This is a genomic window from Streptosporangium sp. NBC_01810 (genome assembly GCF_035917355.1).
Classification (GTDB): Bacteria; Actinomycetota; Actinomycetes; order Streptosporangiales; family Streptosporangiaceae; genus Streptosporangium.
Genome location: NZ_CP109070.1, coordinates 161,037 through 183,985 on the forward strand (window position 1 = coordinate 161,037; position 22,949 = coordinate 183,985).

At 66.6% G+C, this 22,949-nt stretch carries 14 protein-coding genes; 4 read left to right on the forward strand and 10 right to left on the reverse strand.

Annotated elements, in window-relative coordinates:
* The first annotated feature begins 175 nt into the window (after positions 1-175).
* Genes OIE13_RS00740 through OIE13_RS00750 form a run of 3 tightly spaced genes read left to right on the forward strand, consistent with a single transcriptional unit; the run spans position 176 to position 1,349 of the window.
* Positions 176-997, forward strand: a complete 822-nt coding sequence (locus OIE13_RS00740; protein WP_326829400.1) for a helix-turn-helix domain-containing protein — start codon at positions 176-178, stop codon at positions 995-997.
* Positions 988-1,200 (forward strand): DUF397 domain-containing protein, encoded by a 213-nt coding sequence (locus OIE13_RS00745; protein WP_326829401.1) that lies wholly within the window; start codon positions 988-990, stop codon positions 1,198-1,200. The genes OIE13_RS00740 and OIE13_RS00745 overlap by 10 nt, the downstream gene beginning before the upstream one ends.
* 53 nt (positions 1,201-1,253) lie before the next feature.
* Entirely contained in the window at positions 1,254-1,349 is a 96-nt protein-coding gene (locus OIE13_RS00750) for an HNH endonuclease (protein ID WP_326829402.1), read from the forward strand.
* Positions 1,350-1,447: 98 nt separating this feature from the next.
* Here OIE13_RS00750 and OIE13_RS00755 read toward each other — a convergent pair whose 3' ends face one another.
* The 6 genes from OIE13_RS00755 to pglW all read right to left on the reverse strand — a co-directional run bounded on the left by OIE13_RS00755 (position 1,448) and on the right by pglW (position 15,623).
* Complete coding sequence (locus OIE13_RS00755; protein WP_326829403.1) at positions 1,448-2,383, reverse strand: phosphotransferase; 936 nt, start codon at positions 2,381-2,383, stop codon at positions 1,448-1,450.
* Positions 2,384-2,398: 15 nt separating this feature from the next.
* Positions 2,399-5,041 (reverse strand): hypothetical protein, encoded by a 2,643-nt coding sequence (locus OIE13_RS00760; RefSeq protein WP_326829405.1) that lies wholly within the window; start codon positions 5,039-5,041, stop codon positions 2,399-2,401.
* 484 nt (positions 5,042-5,525) lie between these two features.
* A complete protein-coding gene (locus tag OIE13_RS00765; protein ID WP_326829407.1) occupies positions 5,526-5,948 on the reverse strand; it encodes a hypothetical protein in 423 nt (140 codons plus the stop codon).
* A 14-nt stretch (positions 5,949-5,962) separates the two neighbouring features.
* Positions 5,963-6,637, reverse strand: coding sequence for a DUF433 domain-containing protein (locus OIE13_RS00770; RefSeq protein WP_326829408.1), 675 nt, complete (start codon positions 6,635-6,637; stop codon positions 5,963-5,965).
* 344 nt (positions 6,638-6,981) lie between these two features.
* Positions 6,982-11,067 carry a BREX-2 system adenine-specific DNA-methyltransferase PglX gene (pglX, locus tag OIE13_RS00775; RefSeq protein ID WP_326829409.1) on the reverse strand — a complete coding sequence of 1,362 codons (4,086 nt, stop codon included), beginning with the start codon at positions 11,065-11,067 and terminating at the stop codon, positions 6,982-6,984.
* Positions 11,064-15,623: a BREX system serine/threonine kinase PglW gene (pglW, locus tag OIE13_RS00780; protein ID WP_326829410.1), complete on the reverse strand. Its 4,560-nt coding sequence runs from the start codon at positions 15,621-15,623 to the stop codon at positions 11,064-11,066. The genes pglX and pglW overlap by 4 nt, the downstream gene beginning before the upstream one ends.
* 1,253 nt (positions 15,624-16,876) lie before the next feature.
* Between pglW and OIE13_RS00785 the strand changes: the two genes are divergently transcribed.
* A complete protein-coding gene (locus OIE13_RS00785; protein ID WP_326644142.1) occupies positions 16,877-17,161 on the forward strand; it encodes a hypothetical protein in 285 nt (94 codons plus the stop codon).
* A 125-nt stretch (positions 17,162-17,286) separates the two neighbouring features.
* On the opposite strand, the gene OIE13_RS00790 is transcribed toward OIE13_RS00785, so the two are convergent.
* From OIE13_RS00790 to OIE13_RS00805, 4 genes are read right to left on the reverse strand one after another with little or no spacing between them, the layout of a single operon-like run.
* Positions 17,287-17,655, reverse strand: a complete 369-nt coding sequence (locus OIE13_RS00790) for a hypothetical protein (protein WP_326829411.1) — start codon at positions 17,653-17,655, stop codon at positions 17,287-17,289.
* 53 nt (positions 17,656-17,708) lie between these two features.
* Positions 17,709-19,028 carry a maltokinase N-terminal cap-like domain-containing protein gene (locus OIE13_RS00795; protein WP_326644138.1) on the reverse strand — a complete coding sequence of 440 codons (1,320 nt, stop codon included), beginning with the start codon at positions 19,026-19,028 and terminating at the stop codon, positions 17,709-17,711.
* Between the two features lie 4 nt (positions 19,029-19,032).
* Positions 19,033-20,736: a maltose alpha-D-glucosyltransferase gene (gene treS, locus OIE13_RS00800; protein WP_326644136.1), complete on the reverse strand. Its 1,704-nt coding sequence runs from the start codon at positions 20,734-20,736 to the stop codon at positions 19,033-19,035.
* Positions 20,737-20,782: 46 nt separating this feature from the next.
* A complete protein-coding gene (locus OIE13_RS00805) occupies positions 20,783-22,903 on the reverse strand; it encodes an alpha-1,4-glucan--maltose-1-phosphate maltosyltransferase (RefSeq protein ID WP_326829412.1) in 2,121 nt (706 codons plus the stop codon).
* Between the last annotated feature and the right edge of the window lie 46 nt (positions 22,904-22,949).

Sequence of the window (22,949 nt, forward strand, 5' to 3'; positions counted from 1 at the left end):
CGGCATGTGGTAGGAGGGCTTATCCGATGGTTTTCTCGCGCCTTCTGTCCCTTCACAGGGTGCCCTCGACCGGCTACGTTAGGTACCGAAACTCCCCGCACACCACCAGGACACTTTGTAGTGGACTGTGTTTTTCTGTGTTGCCGGAGTAGCGCCCCCACAGGACGGAGCTGAAATGTCCGTTTTCTATGAACCCGATCCTTCTATGAAGCCTCTAGTCCTTTTGGGGGCCGAACTTCGTAAACACCGAAAAAGAACAGGTATCTCCATAGAGCGTCTGGCGGAGGTCATCCAGTTCAGCGCGAGCCTGATCGGCTTCATCGAGCGAGGGCAGCGCAGGGCCGGCCGGAACTTCATGGAGCGCTACGACGAGGCCATGGACGCGGGCGGGGAGCTCGTCCGACTCTGGGAACACCTCACCCGCTCGGCGAGCCCCCGGTGGTTCCGAGGCTGGCTGGACATCGAGCAGGAAGCGCATTCCCTGCATACCTGGGAACCGCTCCTCGTTCCAGGTCTGCTGCAGACCGAGGAGTACGCGCGAGCGGTTATCCGGAGCGAGCCTGGCATAACCAACAAGCAAACAGAGAAGGCTGTCGTGGCCCGTATGAAGCGGCAGGAGATCTTCGCTCGCGACACCCCGCCGCTGTTCCGTGCGGTGCTGGACGAAGGCGTTCTACACCGTTTGGTCGGCAGCAAGGAAATCATGCGTCGGCAACTCGAGCGCCTCGCGGAGGCGGTAGAGTCCCCGCGAATCGGCATCCAGATCATTCCCTTGAAGCTGGGGGTGATGACAGGACTTCTTGGCGGTTTCGCTATCGCGCAGCTTCTGGGAAGCCCAGATAGCGTCTACATTGAGTCCATAATTCACGGAAACGTGACAAGTCGCCCGGAAGACATCGAAGCTATCCATAGCAAGTACGACACTCTGCGAGCCGAGGCGCAACCTCAGCACATGTCCATCGAGTTGATCAGAGAGGCGGAGAAACTGTGGACCTGAGTGATGAGCTGGAGACCGCAACCTGGCGTAAGGCCACCAAGAGCGGAGCCAATCAGGGCAACTGCCTGGAGGTGGCCCCGCTGTCGGGTGGTCGGGTGGGCCTGCGGGACACCGAGGCTCCCGAGCGGGCGCCGTTCGTGGTGAGCGCGAGCGTCTGGGACGCCTTCGTGGACGGTGCCAAGAAGGGCGAGTTCGACTTCTGATTCTCGCTCCCTGCCGTAGGGGGAAGCTCCTGGTCGTTGCCGGGGGCTTTCCCATGCACCGTTATCCGCTCTCCGCCGGGGGCGAGCACCGCCTGGACAACGGGCTGCTGCTGCGCTCGGACATCCACCCCCTCTTCGACCGCGTTTAAGTTCGTGGTCGGCCATGGACGGTTAGATGATTCCCCCCCCGGTGATCCAACCGCTGGAGTGAGAGGCGTAGCGAAACTCGCACTTGGCTGAACACGGCTCAGGAGATGTCCGCCGCGAAATCCGTCAGGGATTCGACGAAACCGATCATCTCGATGTGCAGGTGGCTCTTCCGCTCGGATGGGAAGCGGATATTGTGCCGGTGGTACCGGTGAAAGGCGATGATCAGGGCCGCGTACTCGACCGAGGCCGGGAGCGCAGCGAGCTCTTCTGCGGATAGCGTCCGCTCCGCCAGGTAGCCCGCGACGATCTTGTGGGACCGTGCCCGGTCGAGCCGGCCGTCGACCTTGGCAAGTCCCAGGAGCGTCATGCCCAGGTCCACCAAGGCGCTGTCGAGCGAGACGGTCTCCCAATCGATGAGGGCCAGGCTGTCGTCGGGCCTGACGATGAGGTTGTCGGTGAACACGTCGCCGTGGCTGATGACGTTCGCCGTGGCCAGGTGGATCATGGACGTTAGCCTTGGCTCCGCCAACCGGAAGGTCAGCCAGGCGGCGAACTCACGGTCCGGAAACTCCGAGATCAGCGCCTGCTGCGCGGCGGAGAGCCGCCGGGTGCCGACGGGCAGGTCGGGCATCTCAGTGGGCGGCAGTCGATGGAGCCGGGCGAGGAGGCCACCGGCTACGGCGTACAGGTGGTCGGGGAGCTGCTCAACGACCCTGCCTTCGATCCATCGCTTGAGCAGGATCGGGCGCTCACCGATCATGGAGATCCGGTCGCCGTCGAGATTACGGATGATCTCTACGGTAGGCATGCCGAGCCGGAACAGTGTCTCGGTATGTGCGGCGAGCACGTCGGCGTCCGCCTGGCCGACATAGTTGTCCAGTACGGTCAGCACGAAGGTGCCCGCCGCACTCGTCGCCTTGAAACTGGAGTTGGCGGCCCCGCCGCTCAGTGCCTCCAGCTCCAGGTCGGGCAGGCCGTAGCGGGCGGTTATCAGGCCGGGATCCAGCTTGTCGAGAGAGGTGTAGGTAGCCACCCGCGTCAGGGTAATTCAGGCCGACAGTGAGCGGCGGCGCTCCGTCACCAGTGTCACCCATCGGTTACGGGTCGCCTCGGCCCCATCGATCCACACGGCCCGGGGCAGCTCGGCCGGGGCCTCCTCCCCGGTCAGGTAGTGGGCGAGTTCCAGCAGGTAGGCGAACTCCGCGCCGCTGACGCACTCGCTCAACCGCGCTCTACCGTCCTGAACCAGTACGGGAGAGCCGATAATGGCCGCGTGGAAGCACGCTACGAAGCGGGCATAGGCGACACACGATGACAGGCCGTCTCCGGCGGCCAACGCGGCGATCTCCTCCGCTCGTTCCGGCAGGTCCGGCGCCGATCCGCACTCCATCAGAAGTCGGGCGTTACGTATCTGAAGCTCGGCGAACCTGGCGTGCACACCGGACAGCAACTGCTCGCCCTGCAGAATCTGCTCGTTCGCCCTGGCCCGGTCTTGGAAGGAGGCGGCGAATGCCAGGCATGCCTGGGAGAGTGCTGCTTCACCCCGCTGGCCCAGCGCGAGAGCCTCGTCGCGTCCCTTGGCATAAGAGGAGCAGGAGAGGGTGATGTCGCCCTGCGTCCACCACAGATCTCCCAGAGTCCGATGGTTCTTACCTTTGGAGCCGAGCTCGTGGGCGGTCTCCAGCACCAGAGGGAACCGGCCGACCCGCCGTGCCAGATGCAGGATGCCCCGCCTCGCGTCCGCCGCCAGTCGTCCACCCGCCGCCGCGACCTGTCGCATCCCCTCCATCGAGGCGTCCACTCGCCCGAGATCGCGTTCGCACTCGGCGAGGAAATAGCGCGGCAGTTCCAGGAGATCAGACGGCAATTGCCCAGAGGCCAGCACCACGTGCAGCCGATCCGCGGTCAGAGAGCGGTCCTGCCGCTGCCGCTGCGCGATCGCCGTCAGTGTCTCGGCCAACGCGGCGGATGGACTGTCGACGGTCAGCGCTCCCTCCAGCTCGACCGGTTCCCACACATAGTCCGCGACGTAAGCGAACGCCGCATCGGCCAGCCAGCCCAGGGGGAAATCGAAATCCCGGGCCAGCCGAAGCCCCTGTCTCAGGCATCCCAGGAGCACTCGCCGATCCGGGTCATCGCTGTGCTTGACCAGCTCGGAGCCGAGCGCGTCGAAGGCTCGCTGTGCCGCGCGTCGCCAGTCGGCGTCGCTCCACCGGTCCTCGCCGGTGGAGTCTGCGTCCCGTACCGCCGCGCGTACCAGGTCATGCACCTGGTACGGCCAGACAGCGCCAGGTATCACCTCCACGAAGGGGCGGTCGACCAGCCGCAGGGCCGCCGCGTCGCGGTCCATGCCGGCGGTCGCGGTGGCCAGCTCGATGGAGAAGGAGTCCAGTAGGCTCACAGCCCGCAGGATCTGCCGTTCGTCCGGGGTGAGGTCGCGGAAGGTACGGGCGACCAGGACCGGGAAGTCGTGCCGGAACTCGCTCACATCCGGAGCATGCCCGGTCCGCTCGTACAAATCCAGGAACCGCAGTACCGCCAAATCCAGATACAGCGGCAGGCCCAGGGAATGCTTCACCAGCGCCTGCCGGGCGGGCCGGTCCATCAACGGCTGATTTCCTACCGTAAGCCGTCGATGGAGATAGTCCTCGCTGTCGTGCTCCGAGAGATATCCCACGCGATGCTGACGAGGATTCTCGGTGGCCTCCGGTACCAGTCCGGGCCAATGGTGACCGCCGACCCAGTCAAGCTGGCCTGCCAACCGTTGATCGTCCCATTGAAGACGGTTGCGACCGGTGATGATGAACAACGCGTTCGGCATGAGCCAGACCATCCGCTGGATCAACCGTTCGAAATCCCGATGCGCGCGGTCCCCGACATCCTCGAAAGTGTCCAGGAGAACAACCGGCGTCGCGGTTTTACCCTCCGGTAGCCGTGACAGGTCCCAGGCGAGCAGATGCGAGTAGTACGACAGGGTGTCTTGGTCAGGATCGGCCTCCAACAGATCTGGAAGGCGTCGACATCCGGCCAGTGCCCGGAGCCTGTGGTGCCGCTCACGCAGCACCCGTACCACCAGGCGCAGGCTCTGCCCGACCAGTGTTCCCAGGGTGCCCACGCCGGTGACGACCTGCGACAGATCTGCGAGCACCGAGTCCATCTGCTCTCGCAGGATTCCCGCCGATGACAGACGCGCGACCAAGGTGTGCCGCCGTAGGTACTCCTCGATCGGCTCGCCCGGGTGATTGAGCGCCCAGTAGCGGTGAAACGCCAGATCGAAGGCGGGCATCGGCTGCCCCAGATCCGCCACGGCGAGTCGCACGGCCAGCATCACTGTTTCGAAGCTCGCTCCCGACTGTCGGGACAGGTCAATCCGTATGGGCAGGATCCGGCCGAGTTCCGGGGCCGATGGCGTCCAGTGCGCGGGTCCGTTGCCCGGGTCTGCGAGATGTTCCGCGATCTGCCTGGACAGTGTCGACTTCCCGATCCCGCCCACCCCGTAGAACACCAGCACGTTCTGGCGTGGGGCCTGCACATCTTCGATATCGAAGGCCGGATCGCGACGCGTCGCGACCAGGTCGGCCAGACTCAGGCCGACGGCGGACCACTCCTCTTCCCGATCGGCGAATATGTCCGCAGCGGTGAGCGCTCGGCTGTTCGTGCGGAACAGGGCACGCAAATCTGGCCGAGACACCAAACCGCCACCTCCGAAGGGATCCGAAACCTCTGCGGTAAGGCTCGCACTTTACCTAATCCCCAACAAGCCGTGACCGCATATTTTCCAGCCCGGAGTGGGTGGTTTTAATAATGTACTGGCCGATTATCCGCTTATTGGATAGAACGCCACCGGCCGAAGCGAGGGGGTGGGACGTAGGGTTGGGGGAACTTTGCCGGCAGCACGGAAAAGGAAGGCACTAACCGCGGGTTGAACATTTGCCGACCTGCCTGCTCCTACTGTTTCCACAGGTGACAAAGAGGTGGCGAGCACCCCGGCCACCCGGTCGGCCGCGCCGGTGGACGTCTACGCCCACGCGGACTTCACCGCCGACGAGACCCTTTGACGAATTCGTGGACGGGGCCAAGAAGGGCGAGTTCGACTTCTGACCCTGCTCCTGGAGACGACTGAAGCCCTCGGCCAGGTGGCCGAGGGCTTTCAGCGGTCAGGGGTTTCGCTCCCGTCAGCGGAGCCGGATCTGCATGTCGCTGAGCTTCGTCTCGTTGATCGCCATGAACCAGGGGCCGGGACCGCGCTCCTTGATCTCCCGCTCGATGTCATCCCATCGGCGAGTCAGCAGGCACATGGTGTCCCAGTTGGACAGGTCCTTCTTGCCCGCGATCCAGAAAACGCGTAATCCGTTCTCGGCGTAGAGCATGGTCTTCGCGTGCTTGGTGCGGATGCGCTTGTCACGTGTGATCACCACCAGGTCCCTGGTCGCCACCTGGGGAATCCAGTCGTCGTCCAGGGTGCCGAGGGGCACTTCGGGGATGAGACGGTGGTTGGTGTGGATGACGTCCCTGCGCAGGAGCGATAGGGCCCGGCCGACGCCGAGGGAGGTTTCGTCAACGAAAAAACGCAGGCTCTGCGGGTCTGTGGGGGGCACGACTTTCCAGAAGGTCAGGCGCTGCGGCGCTTCTCGAACAGGACTGCGGCATTTACCTGTTCAAGGGACAGTTCGTACAGTTCGGAGATCAGTTCTTCGGGGTCGCCCGCCCTGACCTGCTCGGCGATCACCTCGGTGGGGACGGATCTGACGGCGGGCTCGCCGAATGCCCGTAATGGGTCGATCTTGACCTCGGGGACTCCCGGGTCGGGGCGCATACGTACGGCGGTTCCGTTGTCGAACTCCACCGCGTTGACGAAAATCTCCACGGGATCGGCCATGACGAGCTGGCCACTGCGCAGCACCACCAGCAGAAGCTCGGTCTGCAGGCCGACCTGCTCTTGGACTCGCTGGACGAGCTCCTTGCCGTGCGGAGTGACGAAGTTCGCCGAGTGGGCGAGAGGGTAGCGTGATCGAGTTTCTGCCCGCAGTCTTGCCATGGCCGGCCGCAGGTTGATGATGGGGACGCCCGCGTCACGGTATCCGGCCAGTAGACGAGTCTCGACGAACTCGCCCCAGGTCGCCATCTCCTCACCGGTGTGACGCTCCCGAACAACCGGATCGTAGGCGCGGCCACCGCGGGTATACCCGTCGATCCACCGTCGCGCGGTGCCTGAGCGCAGGCCAAGCAGGCGATCGACCTGTCTCATCGTGTAGATCGGCCGTTCGAGGAGGTCGACGACGCTCATGACGTAAATCATCCCATCGATGCTTTCTTTGAAACCCTTACCGCTGAGCGGCGTAAGGATCACATCATGAGATTGGCATTCATGTGATCGATTTGAGTAATGTCCCGTCCGATTTGCGGTTTATTAGAGGTAAAAACTATTTCCTGTTGTGCTTTCACGAGCCGTACCGAACATGAAAGCTCGACGTGACACGCGATCATGCCTCTGACCTGCAGTGACAGGCACGTTCCGGGTAACGTCGACCTTTGATCATCAGTACTGACGATCAAAGGCGAGCGTTCCCCGGACTGCCTGTCACCGTAAGTCGGAGGTGCGACCGCGCGCCACGTTTCCCGCAAACCTGTTCAGGGTTGCTTGCGGAGGCGGGTCGTCTTCCGGGGGCGCCAGACGGTGAGGTCGTCGTCGCTGAGGTGCAGGCGGTCGCGGGTCTGGGTGAGGAAGCCTTCGTAGATGTCGGCAGGGCTGGCGCCGTAGACGTAGTCGAACTCGTCGTGCCACTGGCGGACCCAGGGCAGGATCTCGCGGAGCCCGGCGAGCAGCGGGGTCAGCCGGTCGGCGTCCCAGCCGTGGTTCTGCTCCCGGTCGACGATGACGGTGGCCAGTGCCTGAGCCTGCTCCTTGTGGTCCCAGCCGGCCCAGCCGAGCACCAGGTCGTCGTCGCGGCCCGCGTGCGGGTAGGAGATGAACCGCTCCTTAGGTACGTCGAGCTTGCCGCGGTTACGCCAGTACGACACCTTGAGGAAGTCACCCGAACCGTACTTCGGCGGCACCGGGATCGCGTCCCGGATTCTCTTCACCTCAGCCTCGGCCCTGACCTGCTCAGCCTTGAGCCTGGCCCACTCGGTGGCGGCCCGCTCCCGCTCCGCCGCGTCGGTGGCTTGCTCCTGCTCCGCCGTGTTCGTGGCGGCGGTCCGCTCCCGCTCCGCCGTGCTCTCGGCCCCGGCCGTTTCGCGCTCCGCTAGCTCGCCCGCTCCCTCGTCCATTGTCCGCTCACGCTCGGTTTTCTCGATCTCGTCGATGACCTTTCGCTGCTCCTCGGCCGCCTGCCTGGCCGCGTCCGCGACGGCCTGGGCCGTGTCCTCCCGGCGCTGCCGGTCCCAGACGTCCTCCCAGTCGGCGCGCTTGCTCAGGCCGGAGTCCTTGTAACGGAGCTGCGCGAGATAGGGCACGTGCTCGTCGGCGACCAGCTCGGCGACCACCTTCTCCAGGTCCTTGCCGGGGGCGTACAGCTCGGCGACCGAGACGAAGTCCACATCGGGCCGGAGCAGGTCGGCGAGCTGCGCGGTACTGAGCATCCGAGGCTGCTCCATCCCGTCCAGGTAGTGGAACCAGAGCTCCCTCGCCTCACACCGGTCCAGCAGCCAGTTGCGCAGGGCCTTCGCCTGAAGGGAGTCCCATCCCTCGGTGGCCCAGCGGCGCTTGCACTCGGGCCGCTCGATCAGCCCGATGTTCCGATCCGTCTCGATCAGCGCGATCCGTTTCTCCACCACGGCCTTGTACTCGGCCGACCAGTGTTCGGGCAACTCGGTGATCGGCGTCGAACCATGCCGCACAAACCACTGCGTCTCTGCCTCCCCCCGCGCCATCTTCCGAGCCAGCACGATCTCAAAGGCACGTTCCCCGAGCTTCAACTCCGGCACGACCTCCGCCGGAGCGGTCATCTCATCATCCAGCAGCCCATAGAGCGAGTAGACCTCCCAGTCCAACTCCTCCTGAAGTGCGACCATTCGTGCTCGGGCTGAATACCATTCTTTGCGCGCCAGATTCAAACGCCATCGGGTGGGTGCGGCTTCCGCCACCACGCTATGTGGCCGGGTCAGTAAAATCTGCCGAGCTATCCCATCTAACCCACTGCCGAGTTCTGGTGACAGTTTTGCGGGGAGAGGAAAATTCTGCAGTTTCGTTACTGTGAACTCATACCGGCTCTCCCACGCCTCATCTTGGACCCCTCGCCCGATTCCGCTGCCGCCCTTGGGTTGGCTAACCTGCTTCAGCCAGAAGCAAGCTGTGGAGCTATTAAGCAAAGCCGTCAGATCTAAATGCTGTTCTTTGGTCGACTCTGGCGGTAGTTTAACTACAGGCGCATGGCGGTTAAAAGCTTTTCTGTCGTGACTGAAAGCGAAATGGTTGTGTGTGGCGACAGTGCAGAACGCGATGTTCAGTGATGTTTGAAGCTTGCTGCGGTAAAGTTCGCGATACTCAAACCAGGCGATGTTTTTGATATTTTCAATAGCTACACTAAACCGCTTGCGCTGTTGCAGGCTCCTGCGATTTGGCCAAAACCAGCTGAGCAATTCGGGTGTCAAGGGAGAGGCCTGATAGGAAGAATCGTATGGCCAGACGGTTTTAGTATTCTCGTCGATCATATAGTCGCGGACCTCCTCCCCTTCGACGATGTTGCTGATGGGAAGCCCTGGAATTCTATGCTGAAGGGAGGGGGGGACAAGAAAAGCGTCATCGTCCCCCGTGGTAGTAACAACGCCTATGCTGGAAGTTGCTGAGAGTTTTCGACTCGAACTCGCTTCGATGGCCTCCTTTAGTTCAGCAGCACCTCCTCCGGTAAGGCTCCACGGATAGATAGCCAACTTGTCCCGCGTGAAGTCCGTAGAGCTGAGCCAGCTAGTTTCCGAGTTAGGCTGATTTGTTTGGGAGAGGATGGCTTGCCATACAAGTCCCTCAACCGGGTTTCTTGGCTGTTCTGGTTCACCGCGGATGGACAGGACCATGCGAATTTTTTCTCGGCGCTTCCACTTCTTATTTCGGCCAGCCAGAATAACGGTTGGGGTTCCATGGCCTGGGATATAGGCGCCAGAAGTATCGACTATATGTGTCAGTTCAACTTCGTGGGCAAAAAAATTCTCGATAAGTCTCCGCCCGAACTCCCGCTTCATGAAGGAGTTGGCGGTTATTTGGCCTATAAAACCCGAGCCTCGCCCGTCGGGGCCTGCTAAGAGTGCCAGCTCAAAAAAACGCTGAGCAAATGGGACTGAAAGTGCATATTGGCCAGAGCAGGAATCGTAGAGATCGCGGTACAGCTCGTTAAGTTTTTTGTCCCCGACAGTGATGTAAGGCGGATTGCCCACGACCACGTGGTAGCTGCCCGGCCTCAAGATGCCCGGGAAATTCTGGATATCCTCGGTGGTATAAGCGAACTCAGCCAGTTCGTCCCTCGGGAGGTCAGCGGCCTCTTCCTCGTAGGTCTGCGAGAAAAGGTCACCCTGTTCGTTGGCGGCGGCGAACAGCCTGCCCTGTTCGCTGACCCCGTGCAGGATCGCGGCGTCGGACTCCATGGTGGGCAGCGCGAGCTGCCGGGCCTTGATCAACGAGTCGCCGATGGCCAGGTTCAGCGGGAACTCGTAGTTTCTCGCCTCGGCCAAAGTGGTGAAGCCCGAGGCCCGCAGCGCCGCGATGAGGAGCCGGAAGCGGGCCACCGCGATGGCGAACGGGTTGAGGTCCACCCCGTGGACCGAGGTCAGCGCCAGCCGTACCAGCTCGCGTCTGTCCCGCATCGGCGCGTGCCGGGTCCACTCGTCCAGCAGCCGGTGGAAGGCGCCAAGCACGAAGTGGCCGGACCCGCAGGTGGGGTCGATCATCCGGATCTCGTCGTAGCCGAACTCGGCGATCGCCGGGGTGAGCGTGTAGTCGAGGATGAACTCCTCGACGAACTCCGGGGTCTGCAGCAGCGCGTACGTCTTGCGGGCCGCCTCGGACAGGTCCTGGTAGAGGTCGCCGAGGAAGCGGGTGTCCCAGTCCTCGGTGGCGAGGGAGTGGACGAGCACCCCGTCCTCGCCGCGCCGCCGCCAGAAGCCGATCAGCTCCTTGGCCGCGTCGTGCGAGATCGGGATCTGGTAGAGCGGGTTGTGCCTCCGGTCGAAGAGCAGCGCGCCCGCCTGGGAGCCCGCGATCTCGGCGAACGCGGCGAGCAGCCAGCCCCGGTCGGTCTCGGCCGGGTTGACCCGGAAGAACTCCTCCTGCGCCTCCTCGGCGAGCACCATCCGCTCGGGCGAGGGACCGGCGAGGTAGGGCGAGGTCAGCAGCCCGTTGTCCTCGCAGAACCGGACGAAGACCGTGCCGAGCACCCAGGCCGCCGCGGCCTGGGTGACCCGCTCGTCCCGCCACGCGGCCCAGGTCGCCGCCGTACGACCCAGCCGGAACGCCAGCCGGTACTCGGCGTCCAGCCGGTCGCGGACCTTCCTCGCCGTGCGGCCACCGTCCGAACCACCGCCGACGTGCCGGGCGCCCCCGCCGACGGCACCTCCGTGGTCGGCACCCCGATGCTCGGCCCCCCCATGGTCGGCACCGCTACCGGGGTGCCCGGTGCCGTCGGTGCGGACGATCTCCGAGGCGGTCTCCACCTGGTCCCGCAGGTCCTTCTCCAGCGTCCTGACCTGCTTCTGCAGGTCGGCCAGCAGTGCCTTGCGGTCGATCACGACGCTCTCGCTCCACTTCGGTGCTGGTTGGCCACCCAGGCGTCGGGCAGCTTGATCCACTCGTTCGGCAGCTGGGCCGGGGTCAGTGCCCCGTCCAGGTTCGGTGAGCGGTTCGGGTCGGTCATTGGGCAGAGCAGCCAGACCGGCGGCCCGCCGGCCCGCGCCCGGTCGGCGAGGCGCCGGATCACCCCCAGCCCGTCGTACCGGGCGGCGGCCGCGGCGTCGTGCAGCAGTAGCGGCCCCGCCCCGCGCCCGGAGCCAGAGTGCCCGGAGTCAGAGTGCCCGGAGTCAGAGTGCCCAGGGCCGGTGTGCTCAGGGCCGGTGTGCTCAGGGCCGGTGTGCCCGGTGTTCGGGCGCCCGGAATCCGGATTCGAGGTCTCCGGATGAGGGGTGCCCGGGAACGGGATGGCCGGCAACAGCGCGTCCAGGCGCGGAGCGACCAGTGCCCAGGCGTCGCGGGCGTACTCGGCGAGCTTGAGCGCGCCCCTGCTACCCGGCTCGGCCAGGTCGGCACCGAGCACGGTCTGCCATGTCGGCAGCGGCCGGGGATCGATCAGCTCGTGCAGTGCCGCGACGAAGAGGCCGGTCACGTTCACCGGCCGGGCGGCGAAGCGGCCGATCAGCTCACGGCGGCCCCGCTCGTACCCGGTCAGGCCCACGGTCAGCGCGCGGAAGCCGCCCTGTCCGGCCGAGGTGAGCCGCTCCTCGGTGCGGAGCGCCTCGGCCAGCTCGGGGGTGGCCGCCGTCCAGCGGGACGCCCCGGTACGGGTGGACCGGCGCCGGATGACCGTGCCGGAGACCGAGTCGGGCGACTGCGGCGGGACGTACCGGCCGTCCCGCCAGCGGACGTCGAAACCGGCGTCGCGGAGCAGCGTGTCCAGGCGCGGGTGGCCGGGAAGCGGGGCGAGCGCGGGGAAGCGGGCCCGCACCCGCTCGTGTACCTGCTCGGGTCTGAGCCCCGCGGGGCGCCCGTCGCTCCCGCCGAGCGGGACCACGCCCGCCTGGGTGAGCCGGAGCGCCCGCACCGGGTCCAGGTCGCGCGGATAGATCTCCAGCCGGGAGGTGGCCGCGGCCCGCAGCGAGGCCGCGGCGGCGAGCTGGACCAGGCGGCGGTCCTCCAGCACCGGGGCCTGGCCGGGAACGGGTACCGCCCGCAGTTCGCGAAGGACCGCCGCCGAGGTCGGCAGCACCTCCTGGGCGGCCAGCCGGTCGGCCGCCTCGCCCAGCGTGTCGGCGTAGTCGAGCAGTGCCGGGGCCGCAGGGGTGTCGGGGGAGTCGTCCGCCCCGACCTCCAGCGCCACCATCAGCCGTTCGCCCGCCCGTTCACCCGCCCGTTCGTCGTGCCGGTCATCGTGTCGGTCGTCGTGGCGGCGGAGCAGCAGCCGGGGCTCCTCGGGCTCCTCCACGACCGGGTCGATCTCCACCGCCGCTCGTACGGCGGCCAGGGCCAGCGCCCGGCGCAGCGCCGGGTCGGTACGGCTGGAACCCCGGGCGGCGAGGACCGCCTCGGCCAGCTCGGCCACCGCCATCACCCGGCCACTCTGGGCGAGAAGCTCCAGCAGTTCGTCCCGTACGCTGCGGATCACCGGTTCCGTGTGCCATCGGCCGCGTTGCCGGGTGAGCATCTGGGCGACTCGGCCCCTGGTCACCGTGACCGCCGTGGCCACCGCCTCCTGGCGCGGCCACGGCGGAAGGCCGGGCAGTGCCCCGGCGGAGTCGGGAAGCCCCAGCAGCAGCCGGATGGCCTCCACCTCGCCTGCGTTGCGGCCGTTCCTGTGCCGTTCGGGGACCAGCAGGGCGGCGACGGTGTCCAGGCCGATCCGGCTGAGCACCACCTCGTCGTCGCCGTCCAGCGCGGCGGCCTCCTCGCGGGCGGCGACCCGATCGCCGGTGGTGATCGGCTCGCTCTCGTCGAGCCGGGTCCGCCAGTCACGGATCCGGCGCTGGAGCTCCTGGCGGGTCTTGGCACCGAGGCCGGGGAGGGTGAAGAGGGTCTTGGAAGGGAGGCTCAGCAGGTCGCCGACCGTGGTGGCGCCCAGCCGGTGCGCCGTCGACACCGCACGGGAGGTCAGCCCGGCGGTCTCCAGCACGGTCGCGCGGGTGGCGGCCAGCGCGGCGGCGTCCCGCGCCTCCTCGGCGGTGACCTCCTCGGCGGGCAGGTCGCCCGGGTGCCCCGAACTCACCGGGGGCACCGCGTCCGAGCGCCGGAACACCTGGAACCAGGCGTTGCGCATGTCCTTGAGCGACTCGAACCGCTGCCGGGCCTCGCGGTGCAGCGCCCGCAGGAAGAACTCGACCAGCCCTTCCCGGACGGACGGGTCGAACGCCTCGGCGGCCAGGGTGGGCGGGCCCTCGGTGTAGCGGGGCTCGGTCGCGTTGTCGCCCCAGGCCGGCAGCTCGCCGGAGGCCATCTGGTGCAGGGTCACCGCGAGGGCGTACCGCTCGGCGTGCGTGTCGTAGACGGTCCGCTTCGCCGTACCGAGGAAGGGATCGAGGTAGTACGGGGTGCCCGCCTCGATCTCCCTGACCGAGATGCCGGCCAGCGAGAAGTCGAAGAGGACGAGCTGGCGGGTACGGTTCGGGCGGACCCTGATCGCGATGTTGTCCGGCTTGATGTCGCGGTGGGTGACGCCCTCGCCCTCCAGGAAGTCCAGCGCGCCGAACAGGTAGTCGCTGTAGGTCTCCAGCTCGTCGGGGGTCAGCGCGCCCTGCTCGCGGATCTTGCGGGCGACGGTGTGCTCACCCGCGTGCTCCAGCACGATGCAGGTACGGTCGCCGATCCGGATCGGCTCGGGGCGGACCAGCTTGATGACGCGCGAGTCGTCGCGCAGGTCGCGCAGGACCGATGCCTCGTGGTCGAGCCTGGCCGCCTTCTCGTCCGACAGGGCGACCTTGAGCACCTCCGGCCTCCCGCTCCGCAGGTTCGTCACCAGCAGGGCGCGGGAGGTGGAGCCGGTGCCGAGCCGCTTCTCCACCCGCCACTCGCCGCCGATCACGTCGCCCTGCCTGGCCTCCAGCGGATCGAGGTCGTCTCCCGGCTGCTCGTCGGCGGGGTGGACCGACTCGGGGGCGGTCGCCTCGTCCTCGACGGCCTCCAGCATCTCCAGGAACTCGGCCACGCTGGTCAGCCGCTGTACGGGCACCGGCGCGGTGGCGGCCTGGACCAGCTCGTCCATGAACCCGGTCACCGAGTCGTCGACCGTCGAGGGACGCAGGCCGTTCTCCTTCGCCAGGCGGGCGAGGAGGTCGGCCCGCCGGTCACTCGGGGGCAGGCCGGTGAGCAGCAGGTAGGACAGGGTGCCCAGGCCGAACACGTCGAGCGCCACCGGGTCGGGGCTCGGCGTGTTCAGCTCCGGGGCCAGGTACGCCTGGGCGGACGCCTCCATGTGCTGGCCGACGTGGCTGCTGGAACTCATCCCCGGGGTCGTGCCGTCGGTGCCCTCACCTCGGGTGGCGGTCTGCCAGTCGCTGATCTGGAGCTGCGGGTTGAGCCAGCCCTGCTCCCGCGCGCCCTTGGGAGCGCGGCCCGGCGTGACCAGCACGCTGCGCGCCGACAGCGCCCGGTGATGCAGGTGCCGCCCGTGGGCGTACGACACCGCCTCGACGAGTTGGCGGATCAGGTTGAGCCGGGTGAGCAGGTCGAGGCGCGGGCCGTACTCGCCGATGTAGTGGTCCAGGCGCATGGCGCGCGGGTCGTGCCGGAAGATGAGCGCCGGGCCCATCTCGTGCTGCTCCAGGGTGTCGACCCGCACGATGCCCGGGTGGCTGATGCCGTGCAGGGCCAGCACCTCGCGGCGGGCCGCCCGGCCCATGCTGGCCCGCATGTCCTCGTCGGCGTTGCGTTCGACCAGGTAGATGCGGATGCGGCGTTTCTCGGTGTCGATGTCGCGGTGCGTGGCCAGGTGGTCTTCCCAGGTGGGCCCGGCGTCGAACGGGCGCGGCTCCAGCTCCCAGGCTCCCACCTGGAGGTGGGCGCGGCTCTTGGCGATCCCCACCTTGCGCAGCCAGCCGCCGAGTGGCCGGGAGATCTCCGGGGTGATGCGGCGGCGCTGGTCGCGGGGTGCCACCGTGAGCAGGTCCGACAGGATCTTCAGTAGCCGGCCGTTCTCGGGCCCGTAGACCCCGGTGAGGTGCTGGTCCGGCAGCCCCACCTCCAGCGAGGGCACGGAGAGGAAGACCGCGGCGTGGATGTAGGGGATCCGCACCCGGGGTCCGGCGGCCTGCTGCAGCAGCGACTTGAGCTGCTTGGCCTTGGAATCGGCCAGGTGTAGCGGGTTGTCGAAATAGCGGGTGCGGTTGCCGGTCGTCTGCACCCAGTTGGCGCCGCTCGCGCCGAGCCGCCCGTGCAGGCTCTTGATCTCGATGAGGAAGAGCCCGGCGGGCGCGGCCACGAACAGGTCGACCTCGCGGACGTGCCCGGTGTTGGCGGTGAAGGTGAAGTTCGACCAGGCACGGTACGGCTCCGCGTCGGGCAGTCCCGAGCGGACGTGTTCCAGGGCCTCGCGCTCGTGCTGGTACTGGGAAGGCGTGATCGTGGTCCAACGGCCTTCTAGCACGTTAGGGATCTCCAAGGCAGTGGGGGCCTGCGTGGCTGTGTATCAGGGTAGATCACGGACGCTCCGGTCTCAGGAACTCTTATAACGGGCTGCTCACAATGGGCAATTGCAAAACGGACCAACTAGCCCTGCGGGCTTGGCTCCACTCCCGGCAACGAGAGAAGCCCCCGGCCAGGTGTCCGGAGGCTTCTGCCGTTGTACGAGCCATGCCACGGTGTATTCGACGTCGCCGAAGTCGGCCGCCGCACGAAGCCGTCCGACGAGGGCCTCGACGTAGGAACGCAGGGTCGCCGCCTCGACGCGGTCGACCTCCCCGGTGTTCGGCGGAAGGAGTTCCGTCGCGGCGTGCTGGATTCTTCTCTGAATACCATTTGTTTGCCGACTTGAAAATGGCTGCCGCGTTTTTCTCTTTGGTGGATGGGTATTTCCGATTTAAATCATTGGCAATGATAAAAAGTCGGATTCTCGCCACAAAGGGATATAAGTTGACTCCTTATGAGAACGGAATAATTGGGAGACTTGTCGGTCGTCGCTTCTTGACGCACGCGGTGGTCCTGGCCATGGTGGGGGCGATGCTGCCGGGCCAGGTATCGGTGAGTGCGGAGATCGGGCCCGCGCCGGGGACGTATGTCGGAGTGGTGGTAGAGGGGAATGCTTCCTTCGGGTCCGCCCAGCGGGGGGAGTGCCGCCACGGACCGTGCCGTCGTTGTGGCCGTTCGTGCCACCGGTGCCGCGGATTCTGCGAGCGCGGAAGGAGGGGCCCCAGAGGGATACAGGGTATTCCGGGACGCCGAGGCCCGGAAGGACCGGAGGGGCCGGAGGGGGAGCGGGGCCCGATGGGTTTTCCGGGACTGCACGGTAAACCTGGGCCTCAGGGTGAGAAGGGTGCTCAGGGCGGCCTGGGTCCGGTGGGTCCTCAGGGTGAGAAGGGTGATCCCGGTCTGCAGGGGCTGCCAGGTGAGAAGGGTGCCCAAGGTGACTCAGGTCCGGCGGGTCCTCAAGGCGAGAAGGGTGCCCAAGGTGACTCAGGTCCGGCGGGTCCTCAAGGGGAGAAGGGTGAGAAGGGTGATCTGGGACCGGCGGGTCCCCAAGGTGAGAGGGGTGTCCGGGGGCCGGCGGGTGCGGGAGGGCCAAGAGTCGGGGTCGCCTCGGTTTTCCGGGGTAATACGCAATATATCGCTTATGTCCTCTGCGATGGCCGTACCTTCATCAGGGATCCGGAAACCACTCCGCGCTGGCACAATCTCTCGTCCGTGACCGGTTATCCCGGCCAGGCGGTGAGTGCCACCCTGTCGACGCTGGGAAGTCGCCTGTACATCACCGTGGTGAACATCGCCGAGAGGGTGGCGCAGACCTCGTGCAAGGTCGGTCCGGCCCCCGGCGGTGGGGGTAACCCGGCATGGCCCGGCAACTGCGATGATTTCGTCGATCTGACACCGCCTTCCGGACGGAGTGCCGTGTCGGGGGTCACCTGGAACGTCAACGACGAGAACGGGGCCGGGGTGCAGCCGAACGCGTGCGCGATACGGATTCCCTGACCTCGCGGGCGGATGATCACGAATGATCATCCGCCCTTCCGGTCAACGGGACGAGAGGTCCCAAGGCCGCCGAGAGCGGGCGGGGTCAGTCGGCAGGGCCTACGAGGTCGGCAGCCGGGAAGGCCTCAGTCGTGCTCTCGGCGGTGTCGCAGCAGGTGCCGGACGAGAAGTGTGAGGGCCAGTACGACCAGGCCGATGAGCAGGTAGCCGAAGTAGCGGGCGATCTCGTCGTACACCTCGCCGATGTAGGTGCCCACGGTGTACCCCAGCACCGTCCACACCGGGACCCACAGCGCCGCGCCGAGGGTGTTGAACGCCAGGAAGCTGACCCCGCTCCGCGCCGAGTGGTTCTTCAGCCTCGACAGCCGGAACTTCCTGTCGGTGGAGGTGAAGTCGAGCGCGACCGACGCGGCGACGGTGCTCACCGTCGCCTGGGACAGCGGCGCGGGGACGCCCCCGGACTCCGGCGGCACCGCGACGATGTCGCGCTTCACCGACCGGCGGCCGTCTGACGTCTTGGTGGCCTCTTCGCGCGGCGGGCGGGCGCCTAATGGCCGGTTTCGAAGGCGGCCATCGGGATGTGCAGCCAGCTCGGGCGGTTGCGGGCCTCGTAGACGATCTCGTAGGCGGCCTTGTCGAGTTCCAGGGCGCGGAGCAGGACGGCGTCCTCGGCGCGCAGGTGGCCGCCTCCGGCGGAGTAGCCGGCCAGGAAGGCGGAGCGGTTGAGCTCGGCCCACTCGACCGCGCGGGGGCGCAGCTCGTCGGCGTCGGCCTCGGCGTGGTCGGCCAGCAGGTGGCGGGCCGCGTAGTCGAAGGAGCGGAGCATCCCGGCCACGTCACGCAGCGGCGAGGACAGGGCCCGGCGCTCGGCGATGGGCTGTCCGGGCTCGCCCTCGAAGTCGAGGATGACCCAGTCCGTGGTGGTCCGCATCACCTGGCCGAGGTGGTAGTCGCCGTGGACGCGCTGGACCGGCATCTCCTTGGCCACCTCGGAGACCCGCTGGTACGCCTGCTCGGCGACGTGGACGTGCTCGCGGAGTTCGGGCACCTCGGCGACCGCGGCGGCCAGGCGGCGGCCGAACTCCTCGACCATCCGTTTGACCTCCTGCGACTCGATCACGTCGACGGGGAAGGCGGCGGCCATCTCGTGGTGGACCTGGGCGGTGGCCACACCGAGGCGGAAGGCCTCGGCGCTGAAGTCGCCGCCCGCCTCCGAGGCCGAGGGCTCCAGGGCGCCGTAGAGGTCGCGGACGCTGGCCAGCGCCAGCGCCCAGCCGTCGTTGGAGTTCGACAGGAACTCCTGGGTCATCGCCAGCGTGGTGGGTTCGTCGTCGAGTTCGGTCTCGATCCAGCCGTACGGCTGCGCGATGTGGGTGCCGTCACGGAGGGCCAGGGCGGTGACGATCTCCAGTTCCGGGTTGACCCCGGGGGTCAGGCGGCGGAACAGCTTGCAGATGTAGGTGTCGCCGTACACGAGGGAGGTGTTGGACTGCTCGGCGTTGAGCACCAGGCTCCGCAGGGAGGTGTCGATCTCCACTCCGTCGAGGTGGCGGAAGCGGAGCGGGCCGATATCGCGGTCTTCCGCCATGCCGGTCAGCAGGGTGCAGGTGAGGTCGGCGTCGTAGGCGGCGTCGTAGTAGCCCTCGCCGATGTGGGCCGGCTTGAAGCGGTACTCCTCGGGCGCGTCGGTGCCGAGCAGCAGCTGGTAGCGGTCGCGCGCCCCGGCCTGGTGAACCGAGATGATCAGATGGCGTAGGCGTGGTGAGAGTTCCAGGTCCGAGTCGACGACGAGATCGTCGATCGGGCGCCCCTTACCGGCGAACCATCGTTGATGGGTGATCCAACCGGTAAGGAGCTCCGTCAACACGGCTTTACGCCTCCTGGGATGCGGGTGGCAGGGTGAACCAGTAGAACCCATGCCCAGGAAGTGTCAAAAGATACGGAAGCTCGCCAACTGGTGGGAAAGGAACCCCGCCCATCGTCTCCACCGGAATCGACCCCTCGAAGCGGCGGAGGTCCAGTTCCACCGGCTGAGGGAACCTGGAGAGGTTGTTGACGCACAGGATCCGGTCGTCGCCGAGCTCCCTTACGTAGGCCAGGACGCTCGGGTTGGAGGAGTTCAGCTCGGTGAACGCGCCGAGGCCGAAGACCGGATGACGCTTGCGGATGTCGATCATCCGCTTGGTCCAGTGCAGCAGCGAGCCCGCGCTCCGCTGCTGGGCCTCGACGTTGAGCGCCTGGTAGCCGTAGATCGGGTCCATGATGACCGGGAGGTACAGACGGCCGGGGTCGCAGTCGGAGAATCCCGCGTTCCGGTCGGGGCTCCACTGCATCGGGGTGCGGACACCGTCGCGGTCGCCCAGCCAGATGTTGTCCCCCATCCCGATCTCGTCGCCGTAGTACAGCACGGGAGAACCGGGCAGGGAGAGCAGCAACGCCGTGAACAGCTCGATCTGATTGCGGTCGTTCTCCAGCAGCGGCGCCAGCCGCCGCCGGATGCCGACGTTGGCGCGCATCCGGGGATCCTTGGCGTACTCCGAGTACATGTAGTCGCGCTCGTCGTCCGTCACCATCTCAAGCGTGAGCTCGTCGTGGTTGCGAAGGAAGATGCCCCACTGGCAGTTCTCCGGGATCTTCGGCGTCTGGGCCATGATCTCCGAGATCGGGTAACGCGACTCCCGCCTGACCGCCATGAAGATGCGCGGCATCAGCGGGAAGTGGAACGCCATGTGGCACTCGTCGCCCCCGGTGGCGGGGTCGCCGAAGTACTCGACCACGTCGGCGGGCCACTGGTTGGCCTCGGCCAGCAGCACCCGGTCGGGGTAGAGCCGGTCGACCTCCGACCTGACCCGCTTCAGATACTCGTGGGTCCTGGGCAGGTTCTCGCAGTTGGTGCCGTCCTGCTCGAACAGGTACGGGATGGCGTCCATCCGGAACCCGTCGATGCCGAGGTCCAGCCAGAAGCGGAGCACCTCCAGCATCGCGTCCTGCACGTCGGGGTTCTCGTAGTTGAGGTCCGGCTGGTGCGAGAAGAAGCGGTGCCAGTAGTACTGCCCCCGGACCGGGTCGTGAGACCAGTTGGACGTCTCGGTGTCCACGAAGATGATCCGGGCGTCCTGGTAGAGCTCGTCGTGGTCGTTCCAGACGTAGAAGTCGCCGAAAGGACCCTCGGGGTCGTGCCGGGAGGCCTGGAACCACGGGTGCTGGTCGCTGGTGTGGTTCATCACCAGGTCGGCGATGACCCGCATGCCGCGCTTGTGCGCCTCGTCGACGAGCTTCACGAAATCTCCGAGATCCCCGAAGTCGGGAAGGATCTTCATGAAGTCGGCGATGTCGTATCCGCCGTCGCGCAGCGGCGATTCGTACAGCGGCAGCAGCCAGAGGCAGTCGACGCCGAGCCACTGGAGGTAGTCCAGTTTCTGGATGAGACCGCGGATGTCCCCGGTGCCGTCGCCGTTGGAGTCGGCGAAGCCCCGGATGAGAACCTCGTAGAACACGGCGCGCTTGAACCAGTAGGGATCGCGCGGTTCTTCCTCGTCGAAGGTGTTCGGAATTGGCTCGTGTAGCTGACTCACCAGTGGACTCCCCGCTGTTCTGCCGGTATAGGCGTACCCGGCCGGCTCACCGCTGGTTCGCCGCCGCGGCACGCAGAGTGAAGACGTGCGCTGGGTGGATGTGGGGATCGAGGCGCACGTAGTTGTCCTGCCGCCAGCGATACGACTCGCCCGACAGCTCGTCGTCCACGACGAACTCGGCTTGCCAGTCGAGACCGAGGGCGGGCATGTCCAGCGACACCGTCGCCTCATGGGTGTTGTGCGGATCCAGGTTCACGACCACGAGGACCACGTCGCCCAGGCCGTGCCGTCGTGTGGCCGTGTCGTAGGCGCCGGGCAGCCGCTTGGAGAAGCAGACCATGTCCGGATGGTTAACGCTGTGAAACCGTAGATTACGCAGTTCCTGGAGCGCCGGGTGTGCTCTTCGGAACAAGTTGAGTTGCGTGATGAACGGGGCAAGACTACGGCCTTCTCGCTCAGCCCCTACCCAATCGCGGGGTTTGTACTGATATTTCTCACTATCTAGATATTCCTCACTGCCCGGTCGAACCGGTACATTCTCCGCAAGTTCATAACCTGCGTAGACGCCCCAGGTCGGCATCGCCGTCGCCGCGAGTACTGCTCTGATATGAAATGCCGGGACTCCCCCATGCTGAAGATACTCGTGGAGAATGTCAGGGGTGTTAACAAACACGTTCGGTCGCATGTAGGACGACGTCTCGTGGGAGAGTTCGCTCAGGTACTCCTCGACATCCGGGCGCGAGTTCTTCCAGGTGAAGTACGTGTACGACTGGTGGAAGCCGACCTTGGCCAGTGTCCGCATCATCGCCGGCCGGGTGAACGCCTCGGCCAGGAACAGCACGTCCGGGTCGGTGGCGTTGATGTCGGCCAGCAGCTTCTCCCAGAAGGCCACCGGCTTGGTGTGCGGATTATCCACCCGGAATATCCGTACGCCGTGATCCATCCAGATCCGTACCACTCGCCTGATCTCCTCGTAGATCCCCCGGGGGTCCTTGTCGAAGTTCAGCGGGTAGATGTCCTGGTATTTCTTCGGCGGATTCTCCGCGTACGCGATCGAGCCGTCGGCGCGAATGTTGAACCATTCCGGGTGCTCGGTGACCCACGGGTGGTCGGGCGCGCACTGCAGGGCCAGGTCGATGGCGACCTCCATGCCCAACTCGCGAGTCTGCGCCACGAAGGCGTCGAAGTCCTCGAAGGTGCCCAGGTCGGGGTGGATGGCGTCGTGGCCGCCCTGCTGCGAGCCGATCGCCCAGGGCGAGCCGGGGTCGTACGGTTCGGGGGTCAGGGTGTTGTTGCGCCCCTTGCGGAAGCTCTGCCCGATCGGGTGGATCGGCGGCAGGTAGACGACGTCGAAGCCCATCTTCGCGACGGCCGGCAACCGCTTCGCGGCAGTCAGGAAATTTCCGGACTTGGGGGCCGTGTCCCGCTCGATGATCGCGCCCTCGGATCGCGGGAAGAGCTCGTACCACGACCCGAACAGCGCCCTGCGGCGGTGGACCACCACCGAGCGCGGGGCCGACCTCGTGACCAGTTCCCGCAGCGGGTGCGCGCGCAGCAGCGCCGCCGTCTCCGGAAGCTGGGCGACGGTGAACCGGGCGCGCGGGTCGATCCGGGTGTCGCGGAGCCTGGCCGCCACCGCCTGGAGCGCGGCGCGGTGCCCGCACGCGTGTGCCTGCGTGACCTTGCCCCGCCGTGCCGTCCTCGCCGCGGGGGGCCTGCCGCTCACCGGCCTGCCGGTCGCGACGGTATCGGTCGCCGGCCCGCAGTCGGCGGCCCGTACGGCTCTCGCCGCGCGGTCGAAGAGCCGGGCACCTTCCTCGCACATCAGGTCGGCGTCCAGGTCACGCGGGATCTTGATGCCCGCGTCGTGCAGCCAGGTGGCCAGGGGATCGCCCCAGGCCTCCACCCGGAAGCGCCACCCGCCCTCGGTGGGCAGGGTCACCTCCACGCCCCAGCGGTCGCTGCCGGGCCCGAGCTCGGCCATGGGCAGCAGCGGCCCGCGCACGCCGTCGGGGCCGGTGAACACGACCCCTGCGGCGACCGCGTCGTGTCCCTCGCGGAACACGGTCGCGGAGATCTCGAAGGTCTCACCCGCAGCGGCCTTCGCGGGGTAGCGCCCGCATTCGACCGTGGGGTGGATGTCCAGGATTGGGATTCGTCCGATCATCGCTTCTCAAGGTAGCGGCGGCACGCCCGGTACCGCCGGGGAAGTC

Bases quoted from the DNA above. Each gene is read 5' to 3' on its own strand.
- OIE13_RS00740 (WP_326829400.1), top strand. From the start codon at position 176: ATGTCCGTTTTCTATGAACCCGATCCTTCTATGAAGCCTCTAGTCCTT.
- OIE13_RS00750 (WP_326829402.1), top strand. From the start codon at position 1,254: ATGCACCGTTATCCGCTCTCCGCCGGGGGCGAGCACCGCCTGGACAAC.
- OIE13_RS00770 (WP_326829408.1), bottom strand. From the start codon at position 6,637: ATGAGCGTCGTCGACCTCCTCGAACGGCCGATCTACACGATGAGACAG.
- OIE13_RS00805 (WP_326829412.1), bottom strand. From the start codon at position 22,903: ATGATCGGACGAATCCCAATCCTGGACATCCACCCCACGGTCGAATGC.